This is a genomic window from Thermus sp., from assembly GCF_040290245.1.
Taxonomy (GTDB): domain Bacteria; phylum Deinococcota; class Deinococci; order Deinococcales; family Thermaceae; genus Thermus_A.
This window is the reverse complement of sequence record NZ_PSMQ01000022.1, coordinates 1-25,422: the sequence shown is the minus strand read 5'-3', so window position 1 is coordinate 25,422 and position 25,422 is coordinate 1. Positions and strand designations below refer to the sequence as shown.

Annotated in this window: 29 protein-coding genes; 12 read left to right on the top strand and 17 right to left on the bottom strand. The window is 65.6% G+C overall.

Going from position 1 to position 25,422, the window contains the following annotated elements; genetic code table 11:
* The 6 genes from C4301_RS04840 to dnaX all read right to left on the bottom strand — a co-directional run.
* Positions 1-823 (bottom strand): biotin--[acetyl-CoA-carboxylase] ligase (locus tag C4301_RS04840; RefSeq protein ID WP_352413974.1); only part of this gene is annotated, 823 nt, incomplete at its 3' end.
* A gap of 40 nt (positions 824-863) precedes the next feature.
* The gene (locus C4301_RS04835) at positions 864-1,778 is read right to left on the bottom strand and encodes a 2-oxoacid:ferredoxin oxidoreductase subunit beta (RefSeq protein WP_352413973.1); all 915 of its coding nucleotides are present in this window, start codon (positions 1,776-1,778) and stop codon (positions 864-866) included.
* Positions 1,778-3,631 carry a 2-oxoacid:acceptor oxidoreductase subunit alpha gene (locus C4301_RS04830; RefSeq protein ID WP_352413972.1) on the bottom strand — a complete coding sequence of 618 codons (1,854 nt, stop codon included), beginning with the start codon at positions 3,629-3,631 and terminating at the stop codon, positions 1,778-1,780. The genes C4301_RS04835 and C4301_RS04830 overlap by 1 nt, the downstream gene beginning before the upstream one ends.
* 67 nt (positions 3,632-3,698) lie before the next feature.
* Positions 3,699-4,160: an HD domain-containing protein gene (locus C4301_RS04825; protein ID WP_352413971.1), complete on the bottom strand. Its 462-nt coding sequence runs from the start codon at positions 4,158-4,160 to the stop codon at positions 3,699-3,701.
* On the bottom strand, positions 4,160-4,438 hold the full coding sequence (locus tag C4301_RS04820; protein WP_352413970.1) for a metal-sensitive transcriptional regulator: 279 nt from the start codon (positions 4,436-4,438) through the stop codon (positions 4,160-4,162). Before C4301_RS04820 ends, C4301_RS04825 begins: the two co-directional genes overlap by 1 nt.
* A gap of 8 nt (positions 4,439-4,446) precedes the next feature.
* The gene (dnaX, locus tag C4301_RS04815) at positions 4,447-6,327 is read right to left on the bottom strand and encodes a DNA polymerase III subunit gamma/tau (protein ID WP_352413969.1); all 1,881 of its coding nucleotides are present in this window, start codon (positions 6,325-6,327) and stop codon (positions 4,447-4,449) included.
* Between the two features lie 23 nt (positions 6,328-6,350).
* On the opposite strand from dnaX, the gene C4301_RS04810 reads away from it, so the two are divergent.
* Together C4301_RS04810 and argB are read left to right on the top strand one after the other, a co-directional pair.
* The gene (locus C4301_RS04810) at positions 6,351-6,878 is read left to right on the top strand and encodes a hypothetical protein (RefSeq protein ID WP_503012391.1); all 528 of its coding nucleotides are present in this window, start codon (positions 6,351-6,353) and stop codon (positions 6,876-6,878) included.
* Positions 6,875-7,609 carry an acetylglutamate kinase gene (gene argB / locus C4301_RS04805; protein WP_352413968.1) on the top strand — a complete coding sequence of 245 codons (735 nt, stop codon included), beginning with the start codon at positions 6,875-6,877 and terminating at the stop codon, positions 7,607-7,609. The genes C4301_RS04810 and argB overlap by 4 nt, the downstream gene beginning before the upstream one ends.
* Here argB and C4301_RS04800 read toward each other — a convergent pair.
* The 4 genes from C4301_RS04800 to C4301_RS04785 form a co-directional block, all read right to left on the bottom strand.
* On the bottom strand, positions 7,606-8,100 hold the full coding sequence (locus C4301_RS04800; RefSeq protein ID WP_352413967.1) for a type 1 glutamine amidotransferase domain-containing protein: 495 nt from the start codon (positions 8,098-8,100) through the stop codon (positions 7,606-7,608). The two genes, argB and C4301_RS04800, sit on opposite strands and share 4 nt — an antisense overlap.
* Positions 8,072-8,542: an NUDIX hydrolase gene (locus C4301_RS04795; RefSeq protein ID WP_352413976.1), complete on the bottom strand. Its 471-nt coding sequence runs from the start codon at positions 8,540-8,542 to the stop codon at positions 8,072-8,074. Before C4301_RS04795 ends, C4301_RS04800 begins: the two co-directional genes overlap by 29 nt.
* 71 nt (positions 8,543-8,613) lie before the next feature.
* The gene (locus C4301_RS04790) at positions 8,614-9,198 is read right to left on the bottom strand and encodes a MazG family protein (RefSeq protein ID WP_352413975.1); all 585 of its coding nucleotides are present in this window, start codon (positions 9,196-9,198) and stop codon (positions 8,614-8,616) included.
* Positions 9,195-9,614, bottom strand: a complete 420-nt coding sequence (locus C4301_RS04785; protein WP_352413966.1) for a hypothetical protein — start codon at positions 9,612-9,614, stop codon at positions 9,195-9,197. The genes C4301_RS04790 and C4301_RS04785 overlap by 4 nt, the downstream gene beginning before the upstream one ends.
* Before the next feature lie 57 nt (positions 9,615-9,671).
* On the opposite strand from C4301_RS04785, the gene C4301_RS04780 reads away from it, so the two are divergent.
* A complete protein-coding gene (locus tag C4301_RS04780) occupies positions 9,672-10,091 on the top strand; it encodes a copper chaperone PCu(A)C (RefSeq protein WP_352413965.1) in 420 nt (139 codons plus the stop codon).
* Positions 10,088-10,672 (top strand): SCO family protein, encoded by a 585-nt coding sequence (locus tag C4301_RS04775; RefSeq protein ID WP_352413964.1) that lies wholly within the window; start codon positions 10,088-10,090, stop codon positions 10,670-10,672. Before C4301_RS04780 ends, C4301_RS04775 begins: the two co-directional genes overlap by 4 nt.
* A gap of 4 nt (positions 10,673-10,676) precedes the next feature.
* Here the strand turns inward: C4301_RS04775 and C4301_RS04770 are convergent, their stop codons facing one another.
* A complete protein-coding gene (locus tag C4301_RS04770) occupies positions 10,677-11,474 on the bottom strand; it encodes a ZIP family metal transporter (RefSeq protein ID WP_352413963.1) in 798 nt (265 codons plus the stop codon).
* A gap of 56 nt (positions 11,475-11,530) precedes the next feature.
* On the opposite strand from C4301_RS04770, the gene prfA reads away from it, so the two are divergent.
* Together prfA and C4301_RS04760 are read left to right on the top strand one after the other, a co-directional pair.
* Entirely contained in the window at positions 11,531-12,601 is a 1,071-nt protein-coding gene (prfA, locus tag C4301_RS04765; protein WP_352413962.1) for a peptide chain release factor 1, read from the top strand.
* On the top strand, positions 12,591-13,058 hold the full coding sequence (locus C4301_RS04760; protein ID WP_352413961.1) for an NUDIX hydrolase: 468 nt from the start codon (positions 12,591-12,593) through the stop codon (positions 13,056-13,058). Before prfA ends, C4301_RS04760 begins: the two co-directional genes overlap by 11 nt.
* Here the strand turns inward: C4301_RS04760 and C4301_RS04755 are convergent.
* Positions 13,055-13,711, bottom strand: a complete 657-nt coding sequence (locus C4301_RS04755) for a hypothetical protein (RefSeq protein ID WP_352413960.1) — start codon at positions 13,709-13,711, stop codon at positions 13,055-13,057. The two genes, C4301_RS04760 and C4301_RS04755, sit on opposite strands and share 4 nt — an antisense overlap.
* A gap of 83 nt (positions 13,712-13,794) precedes the next feature.
* Here C4301_RS04755 and C4301_RS04750 point away from each other — a divergent pair, with 83 nt between their 5' ends.
* Positions 13,795-14,844 carry an NADH:flavin oxidoreductase/NADH oxidase gene (locus tag C4301_RS04750; RefSeq protein WP_352413959.1) on the top strand — a complete coding sequence of 350 codons (1,050 nt, stop codon included), beginning with the start codon at positions 13,795-13,797 and terminating at the stop codon, positions 14,842-14,844.
* 42 nt (positions 14,845-14,886) lie between these two features.
* Positions 14,887-15,849, top strand: coding sequence for a quinone oxidoreductase family protein (locus C4301_RS04745; RefSeq protein ID WP_352413958.1), 963 nt, complete (start codon positions 14,887-14,889; stop codon positions 15,847-15,849).
* Here the strand turns inward: C4301_RS04745 and C4301_RS04740 are convergent.
* Positions 15,838-16,746: a PfkB family carbohydrate kinase gene (locus tag C4301_RS04740; protein ID WP_352413957.1), complete on the bottom strand. Its 909-nt coding sequence runs from the start codon at positions 16,744-16,746 to the stop codon at positions 15,838-15,840. The two genes, C4301_RS04745 and C4301_RS04740, sit on opposite strands and share 12 nt — an antisense overlap.
* A 135-nt stretch (positions 16,747-16,881) precedes the next feature.
* Between C4301_RS04740 and C4301_RS04735 the strand changes: the two genes are divergently transcribed.
* The gene (locus tag C4301_RS04735; RefSeq protein ID WP_352413956.1) at positions 16,882-18,708 is read left to right on the top strand and encodes an aldehyde ferredoxin oxidoreductase family protein; all 1,827 of its coding nucleotides are present in this window, start codon (positions 16,882-16,884) and stop codon (positions 18,706-18,708) included.
* Positions 18,709-18,756: 48 nt separating this feature from the next.
* On the top strand, positions 18,757-19,266 hold the full coding sequence (locus C4301_RS04730) for a ubiquitin-like small modifier protein 1 (RefSeq protein WP_352413955.1): 510 nt from the start codon (positions 18,757-18,759) through the stop codon (positions 19,264-19,266).
* 6 nt (positions 19,267-19,272) lie between these two features.
* Here C4301_RS04730 and C4301_RS04725 read toward each other — a convergent pair whose 3' ends face one another.
* The gene (locus C4301_RS04725) at positions 19,273-20,781 is read right to left on the bottom strand and encodes a carboxypeptidase M32 (RefSeq protein ID WP_352413954.1); all 1,509 of its coding nucleotides are present in this window, start codon (positions 20,779-20,781) and stop codon (positions 19,273-19,275) included.
* Between the two features lie 46 nt (positions 20,782-20,827).
* Here C4301_RS04725 and C4301_RS04720 point away from each other — a divergent pair, with 46 nt between their 5' ends.
* Positions 20,828-22,000: a prepilin peptidase gene (locus C4301_RS04720; RefSeq protein WP_352413953.1), complete on the top strand. Its 1,173-nt coding sequence runs from the start codon at positions 20,828-20,830 to the stop codon at positions 21,998-22,000.
* Between the two features lie 11 nt (positions 22,001-22,011).
* Positions 22,012-22,917 (top strand): nitroreductase family protein, encoded by a 906-nt coding sequence (locus C4301_RS04715; protein ID WP_352413952.1) that lies wholly within the window; start codon positions 22,012-22,014, stop codon positions 22,915-22,917.
* On the opposite strand, the gene C4301_RS04710 is transcribed toward C4301_RS04715, so the two are convergent.
* From C4301_RS04710 to C4301_RS04700, 3 genes are read right to left on the bottom strand one after another with little or no spacing between them, the layout of a single operon-like run.
* On the bottom strand, positions 22,889-23,557 hold the full coding sequence (locus C4301_RS04710) for a C40 family peptidase (RefSeq protein ID WP_352413951.1): 669 nt from the start codon (positions 23,555-23,557) through the stop codon (positions 22,889-22,891). The two genes, C4301_RS04715 and C4301_RS04710, sit on opposite strands and share 29 nt — an antisense overlap.
* Positions 23,558-23,566: 9 nt before the next feature.
* Positions 23,567-24,727, bottom strand: coding sequence for a cation:proton antiporter (locus tag C4301_RS04705; RefSeq protein ID WP_352413950.1), 1,161 nt, complete (start codon positions 24,725-24,727; stop codon positions 23,567-23,569).
* Position 24,728: 1 nt separating this feature from the next.
* A complete protein-coding gene (locus C4301_RS04700) occupies positions 24,729-25,181 on the bottom strand; it encodes a CBS domain-containing protein (protein ID WP_352413949.1) in 453 nt (150 codons plus the stop codon).
* Between the last annotated feature and the right edge of the window lie 241 nt (positions 25,182-25,422).

Genomic DNA, 25,422 nt, shown 5'->3' with positions numbered 1-25,422 from the left:
CCACCAGGAGGCTCCCGTCGGGCAGAACCTCCTCGGCCACCCCTTCGACCAGGCCCTTTGGGGTCACAACCCTCACCCTTCGGCCCAGGGTGAGGCTCCTCTCCCGCCAGCGGTCCAGGAGGGCCTGGGGCTCAAAAAGGAGGGGGTAAAGGGCAAAGAAGCGCTCGAGAAACCGCGCAAGCACCTCCCGCCTGTTCGCAAAACCCCACTCCGCAAGGGCCGCAGCCCCCGAAGGGGCAGAAAGGACGTTGATCCCCACCCCTAGAAGGGCAAAGGCCACCTCCTCCCCCTGGACCTCCGCCTCGAGGAGGACCCCGGCCATCTTCCGGCCATCCGGGCTTAGGAGGTCGTTGGGCCACTTTAACCCCCCCACCCCCACCGCCTCGGCCAGGGCCACCCCCGCGAGGAGGGGAAGAAGCCCCAGCCCGGAAAGGGGAAGGCTGGGTTTCAGGAGGAGGGAGAAGGTGAGGCTTTTCCCAGGTTCGGAGAGCCAGACCCTTCCCCGCCGCCCCCGGCCCTTTTCCTGAACCTCTGCCAGCACCAGACTTCCCTCCGGGGCCCCGGAGCGGGCCAGGCCCCTTAGGACATCCTGGGTGCTGTCCACCCGGCCCAGGTAGTGAAAGGGATAGGGGTAGGAAAGGAGGTGAGGGGCAGGGGCCCCCGGGGAAAGCCGGTACCCCTCCCGGCTGACCTCCACCGGATACCCCTCGGCCCGAAGCCGCCGGGCCTCCTTATGCACCGCGGCCCGGCTTACCCCTAGGCGCCGGGCCAGGGCTTCCCCGCTTTGAAAGGTCTCGGTCAGGAGGGGAAGGAGGGCGGGCACGTCAACCAGGCTACTTAATTCTGGTTAACAAAGTCAAGGGCTAGAGGGCGAACTCCTGGAGGAGGCCCTCCAGGTCCAAGGCCTCCCGCGGCCCCTGGGCGGGGTAGACCTCGGGGTAGCGGGGCAGGGAAGCCCTAAGCCGCTCCTCAAAGGTGGGAAGCTCCACCTGCCAGAAGACCCCCACGGGGATCCGCTCCCCCCACTCCAGAGCCTTTGCCTGGAAGAGGGCCATCTTGCGGCCCAGCTCCTCCTCGGGAAGCCCCTCCGGGACGCGTGGGTCGTACCCCTCGTCCTGAAGGCGGTAGATGCGGGGGGCAAACCACTCCTTGGTGTGGAGGTCGTTGTAGGTGGGGCAGGGCTGGAGGACGTGGAGGAAGGCCAGGCCCTTGTGCAGGATCCCCGCCTTGATGAGCTCCTTAAGGCCCTTGACATCGTAGGCGTACCCCCGGGCGATGAAGGTATACCCGGCGGAGAAGGCCAAAAGGAGAGGGTTGACGCGGGTTTGTGGATTGGGCCTGGGCAGGCTCTTGGTCTTCTCCCAAAGGCCCAAGGTGGGGCCGGCCTGGCCCTTGGTGAGCCCATAGACCTCGTTGTCGTGGAGGATATAGAGCATGTCCACATTCCGCCGCCCCGCAGCCAGGAAATGCCCCGCCCCAATCCCGAGCCCGTCCCCATCCCCGCCCACGGCCACCACGGTCAGGTGGGGGTTGGCCAGCTTGGCCCCCTGGGCCAGGGGCAGGACCCGGCCGTGGAGGGTGTGGACCCCGTACGCGTTCAGGTAGTGAGGGGTCTTGGCCGCGCACCCGATCCCCGAGAAGACCACCGTCTGGCTGGGGTCCTTCTTTAGCTCAAAAAGAGCCATCTGCAGGGCGGAAAGGATCCCGTAGTCCCCGCAGCCCGGGCACCAGTCGGGCTGCTTTTCCGCCTTGTAGTCCGCAAGCTTAAGCTCCAGCATCACACCCCTCCTTTTAAGACCAGGCGCCTTGGGGCCTGGCCCAAAAGCACCGCCTTCAGGGCCTCCACCGCCTCGTCCACCGTGATGGGCCGCCCGTTGTACTTCACCACCCGGTGGGCCACCTCGAGTCCCGTCTCCTGCCGGAGGAGGTCGGCAAGCTGGCCCGAGTAGTTGTGTTCCACCGTCACCAGGGTTTTGCCTTTCAGGAGGCTCTTGAGTTCAGGAAAGGGCCAAAGGAGCCTGAGGTGCAAAAACCCCAGCCCGGGGAGCGCCTCCAGCGCCTCCAAAACCGTCCCCTTCACCGAACCCCAGCCCAAAACCATGACCTCGCCCTCCCGGAATAGGGTGTACTGGTCCTCTTGGGGAATCCCCCTCCGGGCGGCCTCGAGCTTGGCCATCCGCTTCTCCATCTGGGCCTCGCGGAGCCTGGGGTCCTCGGTGATATGCCCCTCCTCGTCGTGTTCGTCCGAGGTGATCCAGTAGATCCAGCCCGGGGTCCCCAGGGGCAGGAACGGGGTGAGGCCGTCGGGCCCCGGCTTAAAGCGGGGATACACCTCGGCCCGCCCCGCTCGGGGAGCCGCCCTTGGCCCCTCCTCCACGCCCAAAAGGGGAAGGGCGTCCTTCGGCAGGACCTCCCCCATGGTGGCCAGAAACTTGTCCAGGAGGTGCACCACCAGAAGCTGGTAGGACCAGGCCCAGTTCAAGGCCCTCTGGGCATCCTGGAAGACCTCGGCCACGTCCCCCGAGGCCAGGACAAGCCGCGGGTACTCCCCGTGCCCGCCCCGGAGGGCGAAGAACAAATCCCCCTGCTCGGTCCGGGTGGGCAGGCCGGTGCTGGGCCCGCCCCGCTGGTACAGGGTGACCACCAGGGGGACCTCGGCCATCCCCGCAAACCCCATCCCCTCCACCATGAGGCTGAAGCCGGGGCCGCTGGTGGCGGTGGCGGCCCTGGCCCCCGCCATGGCCGCGCCGATGGCCATGGTTACCGCCGCGATCTCGTCCTCCGTCTGGACCACCGCCACCTCCGCCCCCGGGAAGCCGGTGTGGGCCTCGAGGTAGACGCTCTCGTCCGTGGCGGGGCTGATGGGGTAGTAGGTCTGGAAGCGAACCCCCCCGGCGAGCTTGCCCAAGGCCGCCGCCTGGGACCCCGTGAGGTAGACCCGGCCCGGCTCGTACCCGTTGGTGGAAAGCCGGTACGGGATCCGAGGAGCCTCCTCCCGGTAAACCGCCTCCACCACCTTCTGGTTGAGCTCGAGGACCTGCCCCCTAAACTGCAGGGCCAAAGCCTCCAGAAGGGGCTCCTTAGGGTAGCCCATGAAGTGCAGGCTTGCGGCCACCGCGATGGTGTTCAAGGTGCGCCGGGCCTGAAGGGCGGGCACCCCCAACGCCTCCCCGATCCGGTCCGCCACCTCCTCGTAGGGGTAGGGCAAAGGTTGGACCCCCTGGGCCACGTACGCCTCCAGGACTTTTTTAAGGCTCGGATCGGCCTCGCCTAGGGCTTGGGAAACCTCCTCCAGGATGCGGTGGTCCAGCATGGGGAGTTTGGACAGGGTGAGGCTCAGGTGCTTGGGATCGTAGAGGAGCACCCCTTGGGGCCTCACCTCCCCCAGGTGGCGGACCAAGGTCTCCCCGTCCAGGGCCACCAACATCTCCACCCTCTCGTAGAATCCTCGGATGGGTCTCCGGCCCAGGCGCACGTCCAGGTAAGAGTGCCGCCCCATGATGTTGGAGTGGTACTCCCGGCGGCTCGCCGCCCACCAGCCTCCTTTGGCCACCGCGCGGGCGAAGAGGGTTGCCGCGGTCTCCACCCCGCCCCCCTGGGGCCCGCCCACGCGCCACGTGAAGCTTTCCATAAGCCCTCCCTTTCGAAGGATAACTTACCCCATAGGGCCAGCCCTGGCTAGGGGCAAAGCCCGGGGTTCAAACCCCCTGGTCCAGGCGGTGGATGCGCCGGCCCCACTCCGTTTTGGGAGCGTGGTGCTCCAGGATAAGCCGGGCCACCTGGGGGTCCTTGACCATCCGGGCCCCGTAAAAAGGGTGGTGGCGGCGCACCTGGAAAGCGCCCAAAAGCCCCTTCCTGAGGGGCTCAGGGGGGAGGGGCGGGGCGAAGAGGCCAGTAAGAATGCGCTCCCAGGGCCTATACGGCCTCAGGGACTTCCCCACATCGTGAAGCAAAGCGGCGCGCACCGCCGCCAAGGGGGCCTCTGGATGCGCCTTTAAGAGGCGCTTGGCCACCTCCACACCGTGGAGCCGGTCCCTGGGGTCCATGGCCAGGAAGAGGGCAGCCTCCTCCGGAGGCAGAAAGCGAAGGGCAAAGGCGTCGTCGGGCTGGACTAAATGGGGAAAGAAGGCGAGGAGGAGCCGACGAAGCCTGGGGGGCATCAGATGAACTTGCGCAAAATGGTGGCGATCTCCTCCGCCTTCTTAGGAGCGGCCCCCCTCTCGGAGACCTCGGTGGCGCACAGGTTAAGGAACTCCTCGAGGATCAAGGTGGCCGCGGATTCCATGGCCTTCTTGGTGGCGGTCATCTGGGTCAGGACCTCGTCGCAGGGCCGCCCCTCGGCCACCATCTTCTGCAGGCCCCGCACCTGCCCTTCAATCCGCCTCAGCCGCTTCAGGATGTTCTCAATCGTCTCGTTGCCTAGGTCGGTGGTCCGCATGCTGCCCATTATATACCATTACCCCCTATTTCATCCTGGCTCAGGGGTTCGGAGGCACGCCCTCCCTCAGGGGGCTTGAGATGGAGTACCCGGGCCCCAAAGAGGCGGATAAGGTGGCGGAGCCGGGGCTCGTCCAGGGGGTCTTTGGACCCGGGGGCGCCTGACCTTGGGGGGGCAGCCGCTCGGTGTTCGCTGGGCGAATCAACCGGCACGGATTCGCTCGTCGAGGCATGGCTTTCTGCCAGTTCCTCCCGGTGTTCGCTTTGCGAAGCAACCCGGTGTTCGCTTCGCGAAGCAACCCGGTGTTCGCTTGGCGAAGCAACAAGACCCTCTTGCCCGCCTTGGGAGGGTAGCTCCGAAAGGACCGGGGCCGCCCCAAGGCCAGCTAGATCAGGGGTTTTTTTTTCCTCCTCCAAAACCGGCTCCACCGAGCTGACCCCGAAGATCCCGAGGGCCAGGGGCAGATACTCGGCCCGCTTCTCCAGGGCCTTTTGGCGGTGGAAGGCCCTGGCCTTGGGGAAGAGGATGTAGAGGGTTTCCTCCTCCAGGTGGGGCCGCCCCTCCCGCAGAAAGGCCCTCAGAGTGGGCTTCAAAGCCTGGAGGAACTCCCGCCAGCGGGCTTCCACGGCCTGCCCTTCCCGCTCCCCCCCTGGCGGGGGAGAAGCCGGCTGGGCTTGCCCTTTGGAGAAGTCCTCCCGATGTTCGCTATGCGAAGCAGCCCGATGTTCGCCATGCGAAGCAGCCCGATGTTCGCTATGCGAAGCGGCCGGCTGAACCAAAGGCCGGGCCGCCTGGGGCCTTTGTCCAGCCTCCCCTTCGGAAAAGAGGGCCTCGCGAGAGGGCTCGGGATGCCAGGCGGCGTGGAGCTTCAAAAGGGCAACCTCTAGCCCCATGAGATCCGCCCGGCGGTTCATCTCCCAAAGGACCTCGTCCAGAACCTCCATCCCCCGGACGAGCCGGGGAGGGGAAAGGCCCAGGGGGGGCGCACCGCCTTGGGCGGCGAAGGCCCGGGGCAGCTCCTCCCTCAGGACCTCGAGGAGGCCTGAAAGCAGGCTCTTGGCCGAAAAACCCTGCTGGTAAAGGGCACGGACCCCCTCCAGGGCCCCCAGGACCTCAGGAGGATCTTGCGCAAGAAGCCTGGCCACCTGGAAAAGGGCCTCCTTAGGGGGGAGGCCGAGGGCCTGTTCCACCCTTTCCCGCGTTAGCGGGCCTTCCAAAAGCAAAAGCCGGTCCAGGAGGCTCTCCGCATCCCGCATGGCCCCATCCGCCAGCCGGGCAATAAGCCCCAAGGCCTCCTCCGTGGCCTCGCGGCCCATCTCCCCTAGGATGCGCCGGAGCTTGGCCACAATCTCCTCGTCGCTCAGGCGCCGGAAGCGGAAGTGCTGGGTCCGGGAGAGGATGGTGGGGGGCATCCGCTCCGGCTCGGTGGTGGCAAAGATGAACAGGACATGGGGCGGGGGCTCCTCCAGGGTCTTTAGAAGGGCGTTGAAGGCGCTTTTGGAAAGCATGTGCGCCTCGTCCAAAATGAAGACCTTCCTCGGAGCCAAAAGGGGGGCCAATAAAAGCCTTTCCTGAAGGGCTCTCACATCCTCCACAGAGTTATGGCTTGCGGCATCGATTTCCAAGACGTCCGGGTGGTGCCCTTCCCGGACCATCCGGCAGTGCTCACACACCCCGCAGGGCCTGGCCCCCTCCCTCCCCGTGCACCCCACCCCCATGGCCAGAAGGCGGGCGGTGGTGGTCTTCCCCACCCCCCGGGGGCCGCTGAAGAGGTAGGCCTGGGCCAGAAGCCCCTCCCGGATAGCCCGCGCCAGGGGCTCCTTGACGTGCTCCTGCCCCACCACCTCCTCAAAGGTCAGGGGGCGGACCCGGCGGTAAAGGGCACCCATCCCTTTCAGTCTACAATCGGGGTGTGAGGAGCTTTCTCTCCTTCCATGTGAAACCCCCACCCGGCTCAGCGCCCGAGGCGTCGCAAGAACCGCTTGCAAACCTGGCGGCCCTGGTGCGGCCCTGGCTCGGAGGGGAGGGTCTTGGGGCCTATCTGGTGCCAGATACCCCCTGGGTTTCTTTGTATCTGGAAGCCCTCGAGGCCCAGGAGGACCCGAAGGCGGTTCTGGCCTTCCTTTTAGAGCTCTCCAGCCTGGGGGAGGCCCTCGCCTTCATGGTCTTAAACGAAGAGGACCTCCTCTTTGCTCGAGCCGAAGGGGGTGAGCTCAAGGCCCTTTTCGCCCAAGGGGAGGAGGTTGAACCCCAGGCCTTTGGGCTGGACGAGGCCCTGAGCCTGGCCCTTAAGGCTCCGCCCGTAGCCGCGGTGATGCGGGCCGCAGGGGTTTTGGGCCTCCATCCCGACCACGCGGCTCTGGGCTTTCTGGACCTTCTGGAAACGGACGAGGAGGGGGGCCTCCCCGAGGGCGTCCTCTACCTGGAGGGGGAAGGATGATCCTGGTCAAGGTGGGGGGAAGCCTGCAGGGGGCGGAGGAGGTTCTGGACGAACTCGCCCTCTTCCCAAACCCCCTGGTTCTGGTGCACGGGGGGGGGCCCGAGATCGGGGCCTGGCTTACGCGCCTGGGCTATGAGACCCGGTTCGTGGGGGGGCTGCGGGCCACCCCCCCGGAGCAGATGGAGGTGGTGGAGATGGTCCTCACCGCCTTGGGCAAGAGGCTCGCCCATGGGCTAGGCCAGAGGGGCCGGAAGGCGGTGGCCCTTTCCGGAAGGGATGCAGGCCTTCTTTGGGGCAGGGCCGTTTCCGGCCTGGGCCGGGTGGGGGAGGTGGTCAGGGTGGGGGTGGGGCTCCTTTTGGACCTGCTGGACAAGGGCTACACCCCCCTGGTGGCCCCCATAGCCCTAGACGAGGAGGGCCCTTTGAATGTGAACGCGGACACGGCGGCAGGGGCGGTGGCGGGTGCCTTGGGCTGGCCTGCGGTCTTCCTCACGGATGTGGAAGGGGTCCTGCGGGACCCCAGTGACCCGGAAAGCCGCATCAGCCGCCTAAGCCCGGCCGAGGTGGAAGCTTTGAAGAGGGAAGGCGTCCTCCAGGGGGGGATGATCCCCAAGGTGGAGGCGGCCCTTTCCGCCCTCCGGGCGGGGGCCCCTTGGGCGGCCATCGCCCGGGGTCGAAAGGGAATTCTGGAGGGGGTTCTCTCAGGGAGGGCAGGGACCCGGTTCAGCTAGAGCAGGCTCAAAAAAGCCCCCATGAACCGGGGCAGGTCCTTGGGCCCCTGGGCGGTGACCAGGTGGCCTTCCACCACCACCCCGGCCTCCTGGTAAAGCCCCCCGGCGTTTTCCAGGTCCTCCCGGATGGAGGCAAACCCCGTTACCTTCCGGCCCTTCACCACCTTGGCGCTGATGAGGACCCAGCCTGCGTGGCAGATGGCCCCGAGGGGCCGCCTTTGCGCGTCCAGGTTCCGGACCAGGGCCAGAACCTCGGGGCTCCGTCTCAGATAGTCGGGCGCGAACCCCCCCGGGATGAGGAGGCCGTCCAAGGGTAGGGCCTCTTGGGCGGAAACCTCCGCCTTCCAGGCCAGGCCCGACTTACCCCGGTACTCCCGGGCCTCCGGCCCCACCACCACCGCCCGGTGCCCGGCCTCGAGGACCCGGTAATAGGGGTAGATGAACTCCCGCTCGTCAAAAAGGTCAGCCAGAAGAATCCCGATCCGCTTCACGCCACACCTCCAGAAACGCCTTCAGGATATTCCCCGTCACCCCCCAGATGTCCACCCCCCGCCAGGGGAAGTGCCAGACCCTTCGGCCCAGGCGCTCCTCGGGCCAGGGGGTGAGGGCGAGGAGTTCTTTAAGGGGGGCCAGGTAGACCTCCGCCACCTCGCGAGGGTTGGGCCTCAAAGGGGGAAGCCCCTCCCGGTAGGCCACCACGGGGAGGACCTGGAAGCCAAAGGGGGAGAGGACCGCAGGAAGCCGGCCCAGGGGCAGAAGGCCCTTCAGGCCCACCTCCTCCTCGGCCTCGCGCAAGGCCGCCTCCTCCGGGGTCTCCCCCTCCTCCAAAACCCCCCCGGGGAAGGAGACCTGGCCGGCGTGGGTGGGGAGATCGAGGCTTCTTAGGGTGAAAAGGAGGGCTGGCTCCTCCCCCAGGATCAGGGGCACCACCACCCCCGCGAGGCGGAAGCCCAAAGGCGGAGGGGATGGGGGTGGGGTCCGGGCCAGGCGGCGGGCGAGGGCGTCTATTCGCATACCGTCCGTAGGTGTTCCAGAAGGGCCACCTCCGGGTTCTCCCCTCGTTCGGCAAAAAGCCCCACCAGAACGAAGAGGGCCCGGCTTAAATCCCCTTCCGCCAGGGCTTTTTGAACCGCCTCCCCCTCTGCCTTAAGGCCCCGCTTCCGCCAGACCTTATAGGCTTTTAAGAGGGCGGGAAGGGGGGCCTGGCAGGGGTCGGTCCCCTTCCCCTCTTCCTTTTTCAACTCCTCCCAGCGGGCCTTGACCTCCTCCGGGGTCTTGGCCTCCGCGTCGCCGAAGACGTGGGGGTGGCGGTGGATCAGCTTCTCCACCACCTTCCGCTCCACGTCCTCATAGGTGAAGGTTCCCTCCTCCTCAGCGAGGACGCTGTGAAACGCCACCTGCAAAAGGACATCCCCCAGCTCCTCGGCCATCCCCTCCGGGTCGCCCCGGTCGATGGCCTCCACCGCCTCGTAGGCCTCCTCCAGGAGGTAGGGCCTTAAGGAGGCGTGGGTCTGGGCCCGGTCCCAGGGGCAGCCGTCCGGGGCCCTGAGCCTGCGCATCACCTCGAGAAGCCGCTCCATCCCCCCTATTCTCGCAGGAGAAGCCCACCTAGGGCGCTAACGCCCACAATCAAAAGCGAAAGGGGGTCCACCGGCTGGCTGGCGATCACCCAACCCTGAGGGCTGGGCAGGGGAAGGCCCAGGGTGCGGCTTAGGAGGAAAAGGAGGACCAAGGCGAAGACGATTCCCCGGCCCAGGCGGAGGAAGAAGGGGCTGGGCCGGGCCTCGAGGAGGGGCAAAAGGAGGAAGAGCGCCCCCAGGCCGAGCTGGAAGGCTAAAAGGAGCATGAAGACCAGGCCGAGCCAGAACCCTGGCGGCTGGAGGCCGAAGGGCAGGTCCCGCCCCCGGAGAACCTCCCCGCAAAGCCCCCCGCCCAAGGGGGTCGCTCCGAAGCCCAAAAGCTGGAGGAAGAAGGGCAGGATGAGGAGAAAAGCGGCCAGGCGCACGCTTTGATTTTAAGGGAAGGACATTTGCCCTCCTTAGGGTGGTGTAGGATTTGAGCCATGAAAGGCACCCTCCTTTCCCTTTTGTTGGCCGGGGGGCTGGCCCTGGCGGTGAAGGCCCTGCCCGGCGGGTGGATCCGGTACGTTTCAGGGGCCCCCGCGGCCGGCGCCTTCCTCACCCTGGAGAACCCAAGCTCCAAGGCCTTGAGGCTCATTAGGGCAGAAACCCCCGTCGCAGAAAGGGTTTCCCTCCACATCACGCACATGCATCAGATGGGAGACCAGCAGGTGATGCACATGTACCCCGTAGACTCGTTCGAAATCCCTCCCCACGGCCGCTTGGAACTAAAGCCTGGGGGGAAGCACCTCATGCTCGAAAAGCTCAAGCGCCCCCTCAAGGTGGGGGAAAAAATCCCTCTACTCCTTAGGTTTTCGGATGGCTCCACCCTTAGGCTGGAGCTTCCCGTGGAGATGCGATGAACCGGCTCGCCCTTTTCCTCCTGGGGGTGATGGCCCTGGGGGGGGTCCTTTACCTGAACTCCAGAAAGGGCCACGATTTTTATGGAACCCGGCTCGCAACCCCCAAGCCCGTGGGCTTTGCCCTGGAGGGCCCAGGGGGCCCGGTCCGGCTGGAAGACTTCAAGGACAGGCTCGTCCTGATCTTTTTCGGCTACACCCACTGCCCGGACGTCTGCCCCACCACCCTCCTGAAGATCCGCAAGGTCTTCTTGGCCCTTTCGGAAGGGGAAAGGTCGCGGGTTCAGGTCATCTTCGTCAGCGTGGACCCGGAGCGGGACACGCCTGAGTTGGCCGATCGGTACGCCAAGCAGTTCCACCCCTCCTTCCTGGGGCTTTCGGGAAGCCCAGAGGCCATCCGTCAGGCGGGGCAAGCCTTTGGCGTCTATTATCAGAAAAGCCAGGTGGTCTCCCCCACCGAGCACCTGGTGGACCACACGGCCACCACCTTCGTGGTGAAGGAGGGAAAGCTGGCCCTGCTTTTTAGCCCGGACAAGATCGAGGAAACGGAGCGGGTTGTGGCGGACCTAAGAGCCCTGCTCTAGGGGCTTAGCCCAGAGCCACATCCAGGGCCATCATTACGGAAAAGCCCAGCATGAGGCCAAAGGTGGCGAGGTCCCCGTAGCCTTCAAGCTGGCTTTCCGGGATCAGCTCCTCCACCACCACAAAGACCATGGCGCCCGCCGCAAAGGCCATGAAGTAGGGCAGAAGCAACGCCACCTGGGCCACCAAAGCCGCCCCCAGAAGGGCTCCCAAAGGCTCCACCCAAGCGGAGAGCTGTCCGTAGAAAAAGGCCAGGCCCGGGGAAACCCCCTCCCGCCTCAAGGGAAAGGCCACCGCAAGCCCCTCCGGCAGGTTTTGGAGCCCGATCCCGATGGCCAAGGCCACCGCCCCCCCTAAAGTGGCGGCGCCGGTGGGGTCCAGCGCCCAGGCCCCGAAGGCCACCCCCACCGCCAGGCCTTCTGGCAGGTTGTGCAGGGCAATGGCCAAGATGAGAAGGGTGGTCCGCCGCCAGGTGGTGGGGAGGCCCTCGGCGCTCTCCTTGGGAAAGTCCAGGTGCAGGTGGGGAAGGACCCGGTCCAGAAGCCGAAGAAACCCCCCACCCAGGAGAAACCCCACCGCCGCCGGCACCCAGGGTGCTTGGCCCTGGGCCTCGGCCATCTCCATCCCGGGAAGGAGGAGGGAGAAGACGCTCGCCGCAAGCATCACCCCCGCAGCGAAGCCCAGCATCAGGTCCAGAAGCTTCCGGCCAGGGGCCCGGGTGAAAAAGACCGAGGCCGCCCCCACCGCGGTCAGCCCCCAGGTGAAGAGGCCGGCCAGAAGGGCATACAAGAGGTACTCCGGCATCCCAGGGGGATTTTAGGTTTACCTAAAAACCCTATCAAGGGTATCCTAGGATTAGGATGTGGGAGAAACTCGCGCAGCTAGAGGAAGAACACCGGGAGCTGGAAGCGCTCCTTTCCGACCCCGAGGTCCTGAAGGACCCGAAGCGCTACCAGGCCCTCTCCCGCCGCTACGCGGAGATGGGGGAGCTGGTGGAGGCGGGCAGGGCCTACCGGAAGGCTTTGGAAGAGCTGGCCTCGGCCCGGGAACTTCTTTCCGACCCGGAGCTTAAGGAAGTGGCCAAAGCTGAGGTAGAGGCCTTGGAGGCCAGGATCCAGGAGCTGGAGGAGAAGCTCCAGGTCCTCCTCCTGCCCAAAGACCCCGTGGACGAGCGGGACGCCATCGTGGAGATCCGCGCCGGCACCGGGGGTGAGGAGGCGGCGCTGTTCGCCGGGGACCTCCTGAAGATGTACCTGAAATTCGCCGAAAAGATGGGCTTCAGCACGGAGATCCTGGACTCCCATCCCTCGGACCTGGGCGGGTTTTCCAAGGTGGTGTTCGAGGTCCAGGGGCCCGGGGCCTATGGGGTCTTTAAGTACGAGTCCGGGGTGCACCGGGTGCAAAGGGTCCCCGCCACCGAGACCCAGGGCCGGATCCACACCTCCACCGCCACCGTGGCCGTCTTGCCCAAGGCCATGGAGGAGGACCTGAGGCTTAATATGGACGAGATCCGCATCGACGTGATGCGGGCCTCCGGACCCGGCGGGCAAGGGGTGAACACCACGGACTCCGCCGTCCGGGTGGTCCACCTCCCCACCGGGATCATCGTCACCTGCCAGGACTCGAGGAGCCAGATCAAGAATAAGGAAAAGGCGCTGACCATCCTGAGAAGCCGCCTTTTGGAGATGAAGCGGGCCGAGGAGCAGGAGAAGCTTCGCCAGCACCGCCTGGCCCAGATCGGGACCGGGGAGCGCTCGGAGAAGATCCGCACCTACAACTTTCCCCAGTCCCGGGTGACGGACCATCGCATTGGCTTCACCACGCACGACCTGGAAGGGGTCTTGGAGGGGGAGCTTTTCCCCCTCTACGAAGCCCTGAAGAGGGCCGACCAGGAGCGGCAGCTTGCGGAATTGGTGAACGATGCGGCGTGAGCTTTTAGTGGCCGCCGCCGTCCTCATGGATGCCCAAGGACGGGTGCTTCTGGTAGGCAACGACTGGGGCCGCCGGGGGCGCATCCGGTACACCCTTCCCGGGGGTACGGTGGAACCGGGAGAGACCTGCCTGCAAGCCCTGGTGCGGGAGGTTCGCGAGGAGACCGGGCTTAAGATCCGGCAGGTGGAGCACCTGGCCTACGTCATCCAGGTAGAGGATCAGAAGAAGAACGAGCGCACTTTGGCCATGGCCTTTCGGGCCAGCTACGAGGGGCTTCTAAACCCCCGCGATCCCGACGGCCATATCGTGGAAGCCCGGTTCTACACCCCTGAGGAGATCGCCCGCCGCCTGGAAGGGTACCTTCCCCTCCTCGAGCCCCTTTTGGACTACTTGAAGGGGGAACGGGGCCGGTTTTACGCCTACACCGGCTGGAACCTGCCGGGGCAGAGGGTCTAGGGACCGAGCTTCCGCTTTAGGTAGGCGGTGAGGGCCTCTATAGCCCTGCGCAGGGCCTTCTGCTCCTCGATGAGGACCTCCAACGGGTCCTTGGGTTCCCTAAGGGTTAGCGTCTTGTAAAGAAGGGTTGGGTTGCCACAGGCTGGGCAGACCAGCTCCTGGGCCTTGACCTGGGGGGCGTAGAAAAGCCTGGTTCCATCCCTCGGGCAAAGGAGGTACTTCACCCCCACCGCCTCGCCCTTGCGCACGGCCAGAGCCAGCTCCTTGGCCTCCTCCTGCGCGTAGCCTGCAAAGTAGTCCTCTCCGATGCGCAGGAGGCCCGAAACCTCCTCCCCCGAATCCGGTTCCCCCCCCTGCCGAGCCTCCCAAGCAAAGCCGTTCCAGCGAAAACGCCTACGCCGCCTCCGGCCCTCCAGGTCCTCCACCTCCACCAGGAGCTGAATCTGCGGGTCCTTAGGGTAGTAGTAAAACCGCACCGCATGGACTCCAGAAAGCTCAGGGGTCCCGGGAAGGGTGTACGTCAGGGGCTCATCCCCCTTCACGGGGTAGCCCACAAGGCGCTCGAGCTCCGAACGGGTGAGGCCGGGCCGGGACCCATCCCCAAAAAGCAGCCTTTCCACATATTCGAGCGCCCGACGCAATCCTTCATCCATACACCCATTTTAGAAAAACGGTGGAGCGAGGAGGCTGGAATCCCCCTTGAACTCTCCCCCACCCTCCCCTCAGACTGGTCCCCATGAGCCTCGTTTTCTCCCCCTTGGCCTTGAGAACCCTCAGGCTAAAGAACCGCCTGGCCATGTCCCCCATGTGCCAGTACTCGGCCACGGAGGACGGCCAGGTCACGGACTGGCACCTCCTCCACTACCCCACGCGGGCCCTTGGGGGCGTGGGGCTGGTGATCGTGGAAGCGACGGCCGTTTTGCCCGAGGGACGGATCAGCCCCTTTGACCTGGGCATCTGGTCAGAGGAGCACCTCCCGGGCTTAAGGGAGCTGGCCCGGCGCATCCGGGAGGCGGGCGCGGTGCCTGGCATCCAGCTCGCCCACGCCGGTCGAAAGGCGGGCACCTCGAGGCCCTGGGAAGGAGGCAGGCCTTTGGGTTGGGAGGTGGTGGGGCCAAGCCCCCTCCCCTTCGCCGAGGGCTATCCCGTTCCCGAGCCTTTGGACGAGGCCGGTATGGAAAGAATCCTCCAGGCCTTCGTGGAGGGAGCAAAGCGGGCTTTGAACGCGGGCTTCTTGGTGGTGGAGCTCCACATGGCCCACGGCTACCTTCTTTCCTCCTTCCTCTCCCCCCTTTCCAACCAAAGGGCGGACGCCTACGGAGGAAGCCGGGAGAATCGCATGCGCTTCCCCCTCGAGGTGGCCCGGGCGGTGCGAGAGGTTTGGCCCCAGGAGCTCCCCCTCTTTGTGCGGGTCTCCGCCACGGACTGGGTGGAGGGCGGCTGGGGTCTGGAGGACACCCTGGCCTTTGCCCGGGCGCTTAAGGGCCTGGGCGTGGACCTTTTGGACTGCTCCAGCGGGGGTGTGGTGCCGAAGGCCAGGGTGCCGGTGGCCCCGGGCTTCCAGGTTCCCTTCGCCGACGCGGTCCGAAAGGGCGTGGGAATGGCCACGGGGGCCGTGGGCCTCATCACCACGTTGGAGCAGGCGGAAACCATCCTCCAGGCGGGCAGCGCTGACCTGGTCCTTCTGGGCCGGGTCCTCTTAAGAGACCCCTTCTTTCCCTTGCGGGCCGCAAAGGCGCTGGGCGAAGCACCCGAGGTTCCACCCCAGTACGCCCGCGCGTTTTGACGAGGCTCTAAACCCAGGTCCACCGCCCGGTAAACTTAGGGCATGAAGGCCATCAGGGTGCACGCCTATGGGGGGCCCGAGACCCTCCGCCTCGAGGAGCTTCCCCTTCCTGAACCCGGGCCGGGGGAGGTCCTGGTCCGGGTGGAGTATGTGGGGGTGAACTATATCGACACCTACCGCCGCCGGGGGCTCTACCCCGTTGCCCTGCCCTTCACCCCGGGGGAGGAGGGGGCAGGGGTGGTGGAGAAGGCGGGGGAAGGGGTCTTGGCCTTCCAGCCGGGGGACCGGGTGGCCTGGTCCAATGTCCTTGGATCCTATGCAGAGTACCAGGTGGTGCCCGCCTCGAGGCTCGTCCCCATACCGGAAGGGGTTTCCACGCGCCTGGCGGCCGCCCTTCTTCTCCAGGGAATGACCGCCCACTATCTGGTGGAGGCCACCTACCCCCTGAAGCCCAAAGAGGTGGCGGTGGTCCACGCGGGCGCCGGGGGCGTGGGGCAGCTTCTCATCCAGCTGGCCAAGGCAAAGGGGGCCACGGTCATCGCCACCGCGAGCACAGAGGAAAAGCGGGCCCTCGCCCGGGCCCGGGGGGCGGACTTCGCCCTACCCTATGAGGGCTTCGCCCAAGCGGTGCGGGAGATCACGGACGGGGTGGGGGCGGACGTGGTCTATGACGGTGTTGGCCAGGCGACCTTCGAAGAAAGCCTGGACGCCTTGCGCCTGAGGGGGATGCTCGTCCTCTTCGGCCAGTCCTCTGGCCCCGTGTCTCCCTTTGATCCCCAGGTTCTGAACCACAAGGGGGGGCTTTTCTTGACCCGGCCCAGCCTCCACCACTACACCGCCTCGAGGCGGGAACTCCTCCACCGCGCGGGCGAGGTCTTCCGCCGCTTCCTGGAAGGGCGCCTCAGCGTACACATCGGAGGGGAGTTCCCCCTTTCCGAAGCGGCGGAGGCCCACCGGGCCCTGGAAGGCCGAAAGACTGTGGGAAAACTCCTCTTAAAGCCGTAGCCACCGCCTCTTCCAAGCCGCGACCCCTTCCGCGGGAAGCCCCGCCCCCCGGACGGTGCAAGCCAGGGCGGAAAGCTCCACTGCCCCTTCCAGAGCCTCCTCGAGGCCTTCCCCCTTCCAGAGGGCGAAGTCCTGCTGGCCCCGTAAGCCCCTTTGGAAAAGTAAAAGGAGAAGGGCGGCGGTGAAGGTGTCCCCTGCCCCGATGGTGTCCGCCACCACCACCTTTTGGCCTGGAACCCGAACCTCCTTCCTATAGGGGAGGAACCAGGCCAAAGCCCCCTTCTCCCCCAGGGTCAAAACGGTGAGGGGAACGCCCAGCGTAAGGACTTCGAAGGGGTCTTTGGGGAAGAGGAGGGCGGCGTCCTCGAGGGAAAGCTTCAGAAGGTGGACGAAAGGCAAATAGGAGCGGAGCTTTTCCCAAAGGGCCTCGTCCGGGGTAGAACGCAGGTTGGGGTCAAAGCTCACCAGGCTCCCGGCCCGGTGGGCCGCCCGCAAAAGCGCCCACACCCCCCCTTCCGTCCGAGGGTCAAAGGCGTAGAGGGAGCCGAAGTGGAACCAGGCGGGGCTTCCCAAGCGGTCCACCAAAGGGGTGAAGGGCTCGGCAAAGGGGCGGTGAAAGCTGTAGCGCGCGCTTCCGTTCTCGTCCAGCTGCGCCAAGGCCAAGGGCATGGGGGCGGGATGGGTCTGCAGGTAGGCCTGGACCGGGGGCAAGGCTCTCCTGGCCCAGTCCGCCACCCAGTCCTCCCCCACCTCGCCGAAGAAGACCACCTCCGCCCCCATCCGGGCCAAAACCCCCGCGGTGTTCAGGCTCGAGCCCCCCAGGACCCCCCGGAGGCAAAGCCCCTCCCCCCTCTCCCGCACCAGGTCCACCAGCACCTCCCCCACCAGGGCGAACATGCCCCCATTTAAACTGTGCTCTGCACCTTGCTCAAGGGGGTGAAAGGTGATAGAATCTCCCTTTGAAAACGGGCGTCAACCTGGGGTCGTCCCATCCGTCTTGGGCTTTGGCCTTGGCCCGCGAAAGGAGGGTGTATGCTCGGCGGATACACGTACAGGCTGGCCCGTATCGACCTCTCCACGAAAGAGGTCCGGTACGAAGCCCCCAAGGAGGAGGACCTGAGAAAGTACGTGGGGGCACGGGGCCTGGGGGTAAAGTACGTCTTTGAAAACGGCCCCCAGGTGGAGCCCTTCAGCCCAGACAACCTCCTCGCCATCATGAACGGCCCCCTCTCGGGCACCCGGGCCAAGATGTCTGGCCGGCTGGCCGTGGTAACCAAAAGCCCCCTCACCGGCACGGTCACCGATAGCCACATGGGGGGCTGGACGGCGGCCAAGCTCAAATGGGCGGGGTTTGACGGGCTGCTCATCAAGGGCGCCTCGGACAAGCCCGTCTACCTCCTGGTCCAAGACGGGGAGGTCAGCATCCACGACGCCTCTGACCTCTGGGGCACGACCACCCACGAGGCCTGCCGCATCCTTCGGGAGCGCCACGGCAACGATGCGGATGTGATGGCCATCGGCCCCGCAGGGGAGAACCTGGTCCGCTTCGCCAACTGGATGAACAACGATGAGCGGGCGGCGGGCCGCGGGGGGACCGGGGCGGTGGCCGGGAGCAAGAAGCTCAAGGCCATCGTGGTGGTGGGCAGACATGACCGGATCCCCCAGCCCAAGGACCCCGGCCTCTGGAAAGAGGCGGATCGGCAGGCCTCTGCCACCATCAACGACCCCAAGAACGTCACCGCTCCCAAGAAGGGCGGGCTTTCCCTCTACGGGACCAACGTCCTCATGAACATCACCAACGTCATGGGGGCCTTGCCCACCTACAACGCCCAGCACACCTGCATTGAAGGCGCGGAGAAGATCTCCGGGGAGTACATCCGGGAGCACCGCCTCCTCCAGGACAACACCTGCCACGCCTGTCCGGTGGCCTGCAAGAAGATGGTGGAGGTCCACATCAACGGCAAAACCATCCGTTTCGAGTCCTACGAGTACGAGTCGGCCTGGGCCCTGGGAGCGCATTCAGGCCACACGGACACGGACTGGACGGGGTATGCCATCTACCTCTGCAACGCCTACGGGATGGACACCATCGAGACCGGAAACGCCATCGCCGCCCTCATGGAGGCCACGGAGAAGGGGTACTACCAGGGGCCGGACGGAATCCGCTTTGGGGACAAAGAGGGGGAGATCCGCATCATCGAGGCCATCGCCTACCGGAAGGGCGTGGGGGATGGCCTTGCGGAAGGCCCTGCCCGCTGGGCCAGGTCCATTGGCCATCCGGAGATCGCCCTCGAGGTCAAGGGCCAGTCCATCCCCGCCTACGACCCCCGGGGGCTTAAGGGCATGGGCATCGCCTACGCCACCTCCAACCGGGGGGCCTGCCACCTCAGGGCCTACACCCCCGCCTCGGAGATCCTGGGCGTGCCCTACAAGACCGACCCTCTGGCCTGGGAGGGGAAGGGCCGGCTCACCAAGCTCTTCCAAGACCTTTCCGCCTTCACCGACTCCCTGGACCTTTGCAAGTTCAGCCAGTTCGCGGAGGGTCCTGAGGAGTACGCCAAACAGCTTTCCGCCTACTGGGGCGTGCCGGTCACGCCAGAGGAGATTCTGGAAATCGGGGAAAGGATTTACAACCTCGAGCGCTACTACAACAATCTGGCGGGATGGGCCGAAGGCTCGGACTATCTGCCCGAGCGCTTCCTCACCACCCCCTCCGACTGCCAGGGCTCCAAGGGCCAGGTTACGGAGCTCGACCTGATGCTCCAGGAGTACTACCGGGAGCGGGGCTGGGAAAACGGGGTGGTTCCCCCCGCCAAGCTCCAGGCCTTGGGGATTCTGGGCGCCGCCGCGGACGACTAACGCCCCTTGGCCCTCCCCACCCCAGGCGGGGGGTCTTAGGATGGAGGCATGCCGGTCATTCACCTTTACGCGACCTTCCGCGACCTGGCGGGGAAAAGCCGGCTGGAGGTCCCTGGGAAAACCGTGGGTGAGGCGCTTTCCGCCTTGGTGAAACAACACCCGGCCCTCGAGGCGGAGCTTTTTGAAAACGGTGCCCTGGCGGAGCGGGCCACGGTCTTCCTGGGGGGAAGGGATGTCCGCTACCTCCAAGGCCTGGACACCCCGCTTTCGGAAGGGGACACCCTGGACCTCTTCCCCCCGGTGGCGGGCGGCCAGGCCTTCCGCCGGGTCTACGGCGCTTTGAGGCCATGGCTTCTGGAAGCCTACCTCAAGGGCCTGGGGGCCAGAAAGGAGGGGGAGGCCTTTCTCCTCCCTGGGGCTTTGGTCCGCTTCCGGGAGCTCCCGCCCCACAGGGTAGGGAACCTGGAGGTGCCCCGGCTGGAGGTGGAGGTGGAAGGCCCCGAGGCCCTGAGGTGGTTTGAAAAGCTGGAGCTCTACGCAGCCCGGGGCGGGGGGTAGGCCGGCTCAGAACCCGTAGAGGGCGCTGAACTTCCGGTTCAGGTAGTCCAGAAGGTACCGGGCAGAAGGGGGTTCACCGGTGACCCTTTCCACTAGGGCCTTAGGCCGGAACCGGCTCCCCTCCCGGTGGATGTTCCTCCGGCTCCAGTCCAAAAAGGCCCCGAACTCTCCCTGGGCGAACCCCTCTTCCAGCGGGCCGAGTGCCTCTTCAGCCTTTTTGAAAAACTGGGCGGCGTAGACATTCCCCAGGGTGTAGGTGGGGAAGTAGCCCAAAAGCCCCCCGGACCAGTGGACGTCCTGCATCACCCCATCCCTGTAATCCCTTGGGGCCACGCCCAGATAGGCCCGGTACCGCTCGCCCCAGGCCAAGGGCAGGTCCTCGGGGGCAAGCTCATTCCGGAAAAGGGCCAGCTCCAGTTCAAACCGGATGAGGATATGCAGGTTGTAGGTCACCTCATCCGCCTCCACCCGGATGAGGGAGGGCTCCACCGCGTTGATGGCAAAGTGGAACGCCTCGAGGGAAACGTCCAAAAGCTCAGGGAAGTAGGCCTGGGCCCGGGGATAAAACCTCCGCCAGAAGCCGAAGGAGCGGCCCACCAGGTTCTCCCAGGTGCGGCTTTGGGACTCGTGCACCCCCAAGGAGACGGCCTCGCCTCGAGGGGTCCCCCAGTGCTCGGGGGGAAGGCCCTGCTCGTAAAGGCCGTGGCCCATCTCGTGCAAGGTCCCGAAGATGCCGGCATTAAAGAAGTCCTCGTAGTACCGGGTGGTGAGGCGCACATCCCCTGGGCCGATGGAGATCTCAAAGGGATGGGCCGTGGGGTCCAGACGGCCCGCCTCGAGGTCGTAGCCCAGGGCCAAAAGGAGCTCCTTGGCGAAGGCCTCCTGCTTTTCCTTGGGGAAGTGGCGGTGGAGAATGGAGGTGTCCGGCCGGCGCGCACTCCCCAAAATCCGGTCTAGAAGGGCAGCAAGCCCCTCCCTAAGCTCGGCGAAAAGGGGCTTAAGCTCCTCCGCCCGCATCCCCGGCTCGTACTCGTCCAAAAGGGCATCATAGGGCTCCTTCTCGTACCCGAGCGCCTCCGCCTCTTCCTTCTTCAGGGCCAAGACCCGCTTCAGATAGGGCAAAAACCCCTTCCAGTCGTCCTTGGGCCGGGCCTCCTCCCAGGCCGTTTCTGCCTCGCTTGTGGCCTGGGCGAGCTCCACAGCCAGGCGCTCGGGGATGCGGAGGGCTTTTTCATACGCCCTTTTCCACTCCCGAACGTTTACCGCCTCATCGGCGTGAGGGTCTTGGACCAAGGGGCTCCCCTCCAGGGCCGCAAGCCACTCCCCAATCCTGGGGTCGGTGCGCCTTTGGTGGAGGAGCCGGGCTAAAGCGGCAAACTGCATGGCCCGATGGGCGTGCCCCTTCTTGGGGATCATCGTCCGCTGGTCCCAGGCGGCCAGGGCCCCCAAGGAAGCCAGGTAGGCGGTTTCCCTCTGGAACTCCAAAAGGCGGGTGTACGCTTCTTCAGGTCTCACGGCCTAATCATACCCGCCGCTCGTGAAAACCCGTTAAAATCCCCCCATGTGGCCCCTTTTCGCCCTTTTGCTCGGACTTTTGGTAGGCTCCTTCCTGAACGTGGTCATCCACCGCCTGCCCCGGGGGGAGTCGGTGGTCCACCCTCCTTCCCGCTGCCCCGCCTGCGGCTCAAGGCTAGGGCCCCTGGACCTCTTCCCCGTCCTTTCCTGGCTCTTCCTCAAAGGACGGTGCCGCCACTGCAAGGCCCCCATCAGCCCCCGCTACCCTCTGGTGGAAGGGCTCACCGGAGGGGCTTTCCTCCTTCTGGCTCTTCGCTTTCCCCCACCTCTTCCCTTCGGTGAGCGCTCCCTCGAGGCGCTTTTCGCCTTCCTCTTCGTCTCTATCCTCATCGCCCTGGCCTTCATTGACCTGGACACCTACGAGCTTCCCGATCCCCTTACCTACGGCCTTCTCGCCTTAGGCCTCCTTTCGGGGCTTCAGGGGGGGTTTTCGGAAGCCCTGGATGGAGCCCTCCGCTCCGCAGGCCTCCTTGGCCTGGTGGCGGGGTACGGGAACCTGGTCCTAAGGAGGGGGAAGGACGTCCCCCCCGACCACCCCGTGGGCACCCACCAGGTCCACCTGGCGGCTTTGGCCGGGGCGGCTTTGGGAGGGGGGGTTGGGATGGCGGTCGGGTTCGGGAACTGGGCCTTGAACGCCCGGATGGGAAGGCCTCTGGTCCTCCCCGACCTCCTCAGCCTAGGGCTTTTTCCCCTAGCCCTTTTCCTGCGTCCAGACCCCCTTCAGGCCCTCCTAGACGGCCTCTTGGCCGCGGGCGGCCTCGCTTTGGCTGGGGGGTTGTACTGGGCGGTGCGAGACAGGCTCTTTTCGGGAAGCAATCCATCCCGGACGCCCATGGCCAGCCTGATGGAAGGCCAAGCCTCCCCGGCCTTTGGACCCCCAAAGGACCCGAACGCCCTTGTTCAAGAGAAAGCGCCCCTCGAGGCCCCAGTGGCCATGGGGTATGGGGACGTGAAGCTCCTGGGGGCCCTGGGGGCCTGGGTGGGGCTTAAGGGAGCGGTTCTTTCCCTCTTCCTGGCCGCTCTTCTTGGGGCCCTGTTCGGCCTCCTCTTTAGCCAGAGGAAGATCCCCTTCGGGCCCTATCTGGCCCTCGGGGGCTTTGTGGCCCTCCTGTACGGGGAGGACCTCGTCCGGGCCTATCTCGCCTGGCTTGGACTTTGAAAGGAGGCCGGATGAAGCTGATCGAGGTTTTGCAAAAAAGGCGGAGCGTGCGCAGGTACCAGCAAAAGCCCATTCCCAAAGAGGACCTCGAGGCCCTCCTCTTCGCCCTGCAACGGGCCCCCACGGACGCCACCGCTCAGCTTTACTCCGCCGTCCGCGTCACGGACAAAGACCTGAGAAGGTGGCTTTCGGAAAAGACGGGAAACCCCCACGTCCTCGAGGCGGCGGAGTTTTTCCTCTTCCTCGGGGACCTTTACCGGGTTAGACGGTTTTTGGAAAAAGCGGGCTACCCCCCGGGGCGTTTCCCCAAAACCGGGCTTCACTTCGCCCTTATCGACGCCAGCCTGAGCGCGGCCTTTCTGGCCCTCACCGCGGAAAGCCTCGGGTACGGCATCTGCTTTATCGGTGGGGTTTTGAACGCCTATCCGGAGATCACCGAGGTTTTGGCCCTTCCCGAGGGGGTCTTCCCCGCGGTGGGGCTGACGGTGGGGGTTCCCGCCGAGGATGGCCCCCCCAGGCCCAGACTGCCTCGAGGCCTCGTGGTCCATGAAAACCGGTACCGGGCCCCGGAGGAAAAGGAACTGGAGGAGGGGCTTCAGGCCATGGCCCCCATCGCCCGGGGGGACTGGGCCCGTCTCCTGGCCCGCTACTTCGCCCAGGGTGGGGCCATGGAGGCCCGCGAGGCCCCCTACGGAAAGACCCTTACCCGCCAGGGCCTGGACCCCGACCTGCCGAAAGAGGCCGGGGCCTACTCCCTAGGAGCCCTCATCGAGGAGGCCCTTACCGAATGGCGCTCCGTTCTTTTCCGCCCAAAGGAGGCCTGGGTGGAAAAGGAGGACAAGGCCCAAAGGGGGGAGGGGCGGCCCGGGGAGGCCCTCCTCCAGGCCCTCACCGGAGGGGGGTTTCCTGGACTTTGACCAGGCTGGCCAGGCGCCGCGCCCCGCGGTAGGTTTTCTGGTAAAAGGGGGCCTCGAGGCTCTCGATGACCACCCGGCTTCCGTAGCTGGAGGCGTGGGCGAAAACCCCCCGGCCGAGGTACACCCCCACGTGGTCCACCTCCCGCCCGGAAAAGCTGAAAAAGACCAGATCCCCTGGCAAGGGCGTCTCCACCGAGAGAAGGGCGGCGTACTGGTCCTTGGTCGTCCGAGGAAGGGAATGGCCGAGTTCCGCATACACCTGGGCCACGAAGGCCGAGCAGTCCAGGGCCAGGGGGGAGTTGGCCCCGTACTTGTAAGGGACACCCAAGTACTTTAAAACTGCTTTCAAAAGGGGCCCATCGGGGTCCAGCTCGTCCAGCCCCCCCTCTTTAGGGGGTTCAGGGGGGGCTTTCAGGCTTCCCTCTCGAGGCGGAACCTGGAGCACCTGGCCCACCTTAAGGAGAAAGCTCTCCAAACGGTTAAGCCGCATGAGTTCCTCCACCGTCGTCCCGTACCGCCTGGCAATGGAGTAAAGCGTATCCCCCGGGGCCACGGTATGGGTCTGGGCCAAGGCCAGGCCCCAGGTCACGCCCAAGAGGAGCACCTTGAGAACCGCCCCCACCAGGCACCTTAGGCGCATGCCCTTATCCTAAGGCACCGCCCGCTTCCCCTGCTCCGCCCAGAGGATGAGGGGGCGCAAGGCCAAGGGGGAAAGCAGGGTGGTAAAGACCACCATGAAAAGAACGATGGCGTACTCCTCCTCGTTCACCGCCCGCGCCGCCAGGCCCAAGGCGGCCACGATCAGGCCCACCTCCCCCCGGGGGGCCATGCCCACCCCCACCACGACCGCCTGGCGGAAGCCCTGGGTGAGGGCACCCAGGAAGCCACCCAAGAGCTTTCCCAGAAGGGCGATGACCAAAACCACGCTCCCGGCGACCAAGGTGGCCGGCTGGACCAAGGCGGAAAGCTCGAGCCTTACCCCCACCATGGCGAAGAAAAGGGGAGCGAGAAACCCCTCGATGGCGAAGATGGGCTCCTCGAGGCGGTACTTTTCCCGCACCTCGGCAAGGAGCATCCCCCCCAAAAAGGCTCCCACGATGGGGGCAAGGCCGATGGAGGCCGCCAGGGCCGCCATCCCCATCCCCAGAGCGAAGGCGAAGCCCAGGGGGCTTCCCACGGGGAGTTTTTCCAAGGGCAAGCGGACGAAAAGCGGGGAAAGACCCACCGCAAGCCCCACAAAGACCACCGAAAGAAGGATGAGCTGGAGCACCGCCCCCACCTCCACGCTCCCCGTTTTGGCCACCCCGTTGACCACCGCCAAGACGATCAGGCCCAAAACATCGTCGATGACCGCTGCTCCCAGGATGATGCGGGCATAGGGTCTGGAAAGGACCCCAAGCTCCTGCAGGACCCGAGCGGTGATGCCCACGCTGGTGGCCACCAAGGCGGTGCCCAAAAACAGGGCGGGTAGGGTCTCAAACCCGATCTCTAGACCGTACCAGTACCCCCCCACAAACGGAAAGGCCACCCCCAAAACCGCCACCAAGAAGGCCTCTTTCCCCACGGCTAGGATGTCCTTAAGCCGGGTCTCGAGGCCCACCATAAAAAGCAGAAAGATGGCCCCCAGTTCGGCCAAGAACTCCAGCACCTCGCCCTCGTGCACCAGGCCCAAAAGGGCGGGCCCCACCAAAATGCCCGCCAGGACTTCCCCGATCACCACGGGCTGGTTAAGGCGCTTGAACAGAAAGGCCATGACCTGAGCCGCCAGGATTAGATAAAATACTTCCAGGATAGGCCCGGCACCGTGCACGCTACACCTCCTTTAAGATGAACTTCAAAAAGTCGCTCCGGCTCAGGATGCCCACCACCTTGCCCTCCTTGTCCACCACGGGAAGGTGGTGAAAGTCCGTGGTCAGAAGGATCTCCAAGGCCTTGCCAAAGGAATCCTCGGGATGAACCCAGGGCACCTCCTTGCGCATGACCTCCTTAACCCGGGTGGCCTGGTAGCGGCGGTAGACCTCCTCGAGGGCGCCTTCATCCACCCACTCCCCAAAAAGCTGCAGGGCCTCCACATCGGAGAAAGGGAGGTTTTCCGGTTTGGGCAGGAGGTCCTCCACCAGCAGGACCCCTTTAAGTCTTCCCCCCTGGCCCACCACGGGAAGCCCTCCGTACCGGTTCTTCAAGAGGATACGGGCGGCCTCCTCGAGGGTGGCCTCCTCAGGGACCACGACTGGATTCTTGTCCATGAGCTCTTCAACTCTCATAAGCAAAAGGCTAGCATAAAAACACAAACACAAACGGTGGGACTGAACCCGGACAGACACATGTGAGACCGGATCGATAAGAATGTGGGGACCACTCCAGGAGAGTTGCTTCCCGAAGGGAACACCGGGAGGAGGTCCCCACAGATGCAGCTTACAACAGTCGGCAAAGAGGTGTGGAGAGGGGCTAAGCAGGCCCAGAGACTCAACGAGGCTGGGGCTGGTGATCCTACCGTCCAAGAAC

Bases quoted from the DNA above. Each gene is read 5' to 3' on its own strand.
- C4301_RS04835 (WP_352413973.1), bottom strand. From the start codon at position 1,778: ATGCTGGAGCTTAAGCTTGCGGACTACAAGGCGGAAAAGCAGCCCGAC.
- C4301_RS04830 (WP_352413972.1), bottom strand. From the start codon at position 3,631: ATGGAAAGCTTCACGTGGCGCGTGGGCGGGCCCCAGGGGGGCGGGGTG.
- C4301_RS04825 (WP_352413971.1), bottom strand. From the start codon at position 4,160: ATGCCCCCCAGGCTTCGTCGGCTCCTCCTCGCCTTCTTTCCCCATTTA.
- C4301_RS04820 (WP_352413970.1), bottom strand. From the start codon at position 4,438: ATGCGGACCACCGACCTAGGCAACGAGACGATTGAGAACATCCTGAAG.
- dnaX (WP_352413969.1), bottom strand. From the start codon at position 6,327: ATGGGTGCCCTTTACCGCCGGGTCCGCCCCCTGACCTTTGAGGAGGTG.
- argB (WP_352413968.1), top strand. From the start codon at position 6,875: ATGATCCTGGTCAAGGTGGGGGGAAGCCTGCAGGGGGCGGAGGAGGTT.
- C4301_RS04780 (WP_352413965.1), top strand. From the start codon at position 9,672: ATGAAAGGCACCCTCCTTTCCCTTTTGTTGGCCGGGGGGCTGGCCCTG.
- C4301_RS04775 (WP_352413964.1), top strand. From the start codon at position 10,088: ATGAACCGGCTCGCCCTTTTCCTCCTGGGGGTGATGGCCCTGGGGGGG.
- C4301_RS04770 (WP_352413963.1), bottom strand. From the start codon at position 11,474: ATGCCGGAGTACCTCTTGTATGCCCTTCTGGCCGGCCTCTTCACCTGG.
- prfA (WP_352413962.1), top strand. From the start codon at position 11,531: ATGTGGGAGAAACTCGCGCAGCTAGAGGAAGAACACCGGGAGCTGGAA.
- C4301_RS04760 (WP_352413961.1), top strand. From the start codon at position 12,591: ATGCGGCGTGAGCTTTTAGTGGCCGCCGCCGTCCTCATGGATGCCCAA.
- C4301_RS04755 (WP_352413960.1), bottom strand. From the start codon at position 13,711: ATGGATGAAGGATTGCGTCGGGCGCTCGAATATGTGGAAAGGCTGCTT.
- C4301_RS04750 (WP_352413959.1), top strand. From the start codon at position 13,795: ATGAGCCTCGTTTTCTCCCCCTTGGCCTTGAGAACCCTCAGGCTAAAG.
- C4301_RS04745 (WP_352413958.1), top strand. From the start codon at position 14,887: ATGAAGGCCATCAGGGTGCACGCCTATGGGGGGCCCGAGACCCTCCGC.
- C4301_RS04740 (WP_352413957.1), bottom strand. From the start codon at position 16,746: ATGTTCGCCCTGGTGGGGGAGGTGCTGGTGGACCTGGTGCGGGAGAGG.
- C4301_RS04735 (WP_352413956.1), top strand. From the start codon at position 16,882: ATGCTCGGCGGATACACGTACAGGCTGGCCCGTATCGACCTCTCCACG.
- C4301_RS04730 (WP_352413955.1), top strand. From the start codon at position 18,757: ATGCCGGTCATTCACCTTTACGCGACCTTCCGCGACCTGGCGGGGAAA.
- C4301_RS04720 (WP_352413953.1), top strand. From the start codon at position 20,828: ATGTGGCCCCTTTTCGCCCTTTTGCTCGGACTTTTGGTAGGCTCCTTC.
- C4301_RS04715 (WP_352413952.1), top strand. From the start codon at position 22,012: ATGAAGCTGATCGAGGTTTTGCAAAAAAGGCGGAGCGTGCGCAGGTAC.
- C4301_RS04710 (WP_352413951.1), bottom strand. From the start codon at position 23,557: ATGCGCCTAAGGTGCCTGGTGGGGGCGGTTCTCAAGGTGCTCCTCTTG.
- C4301_RS04700 (WP_352413949.1), bottom strand. From the start codon at position 25,181: ATGAGAGTTGAAGAGCTCATGGACAAGAATCCAGTCGTGGTCCCTGAG.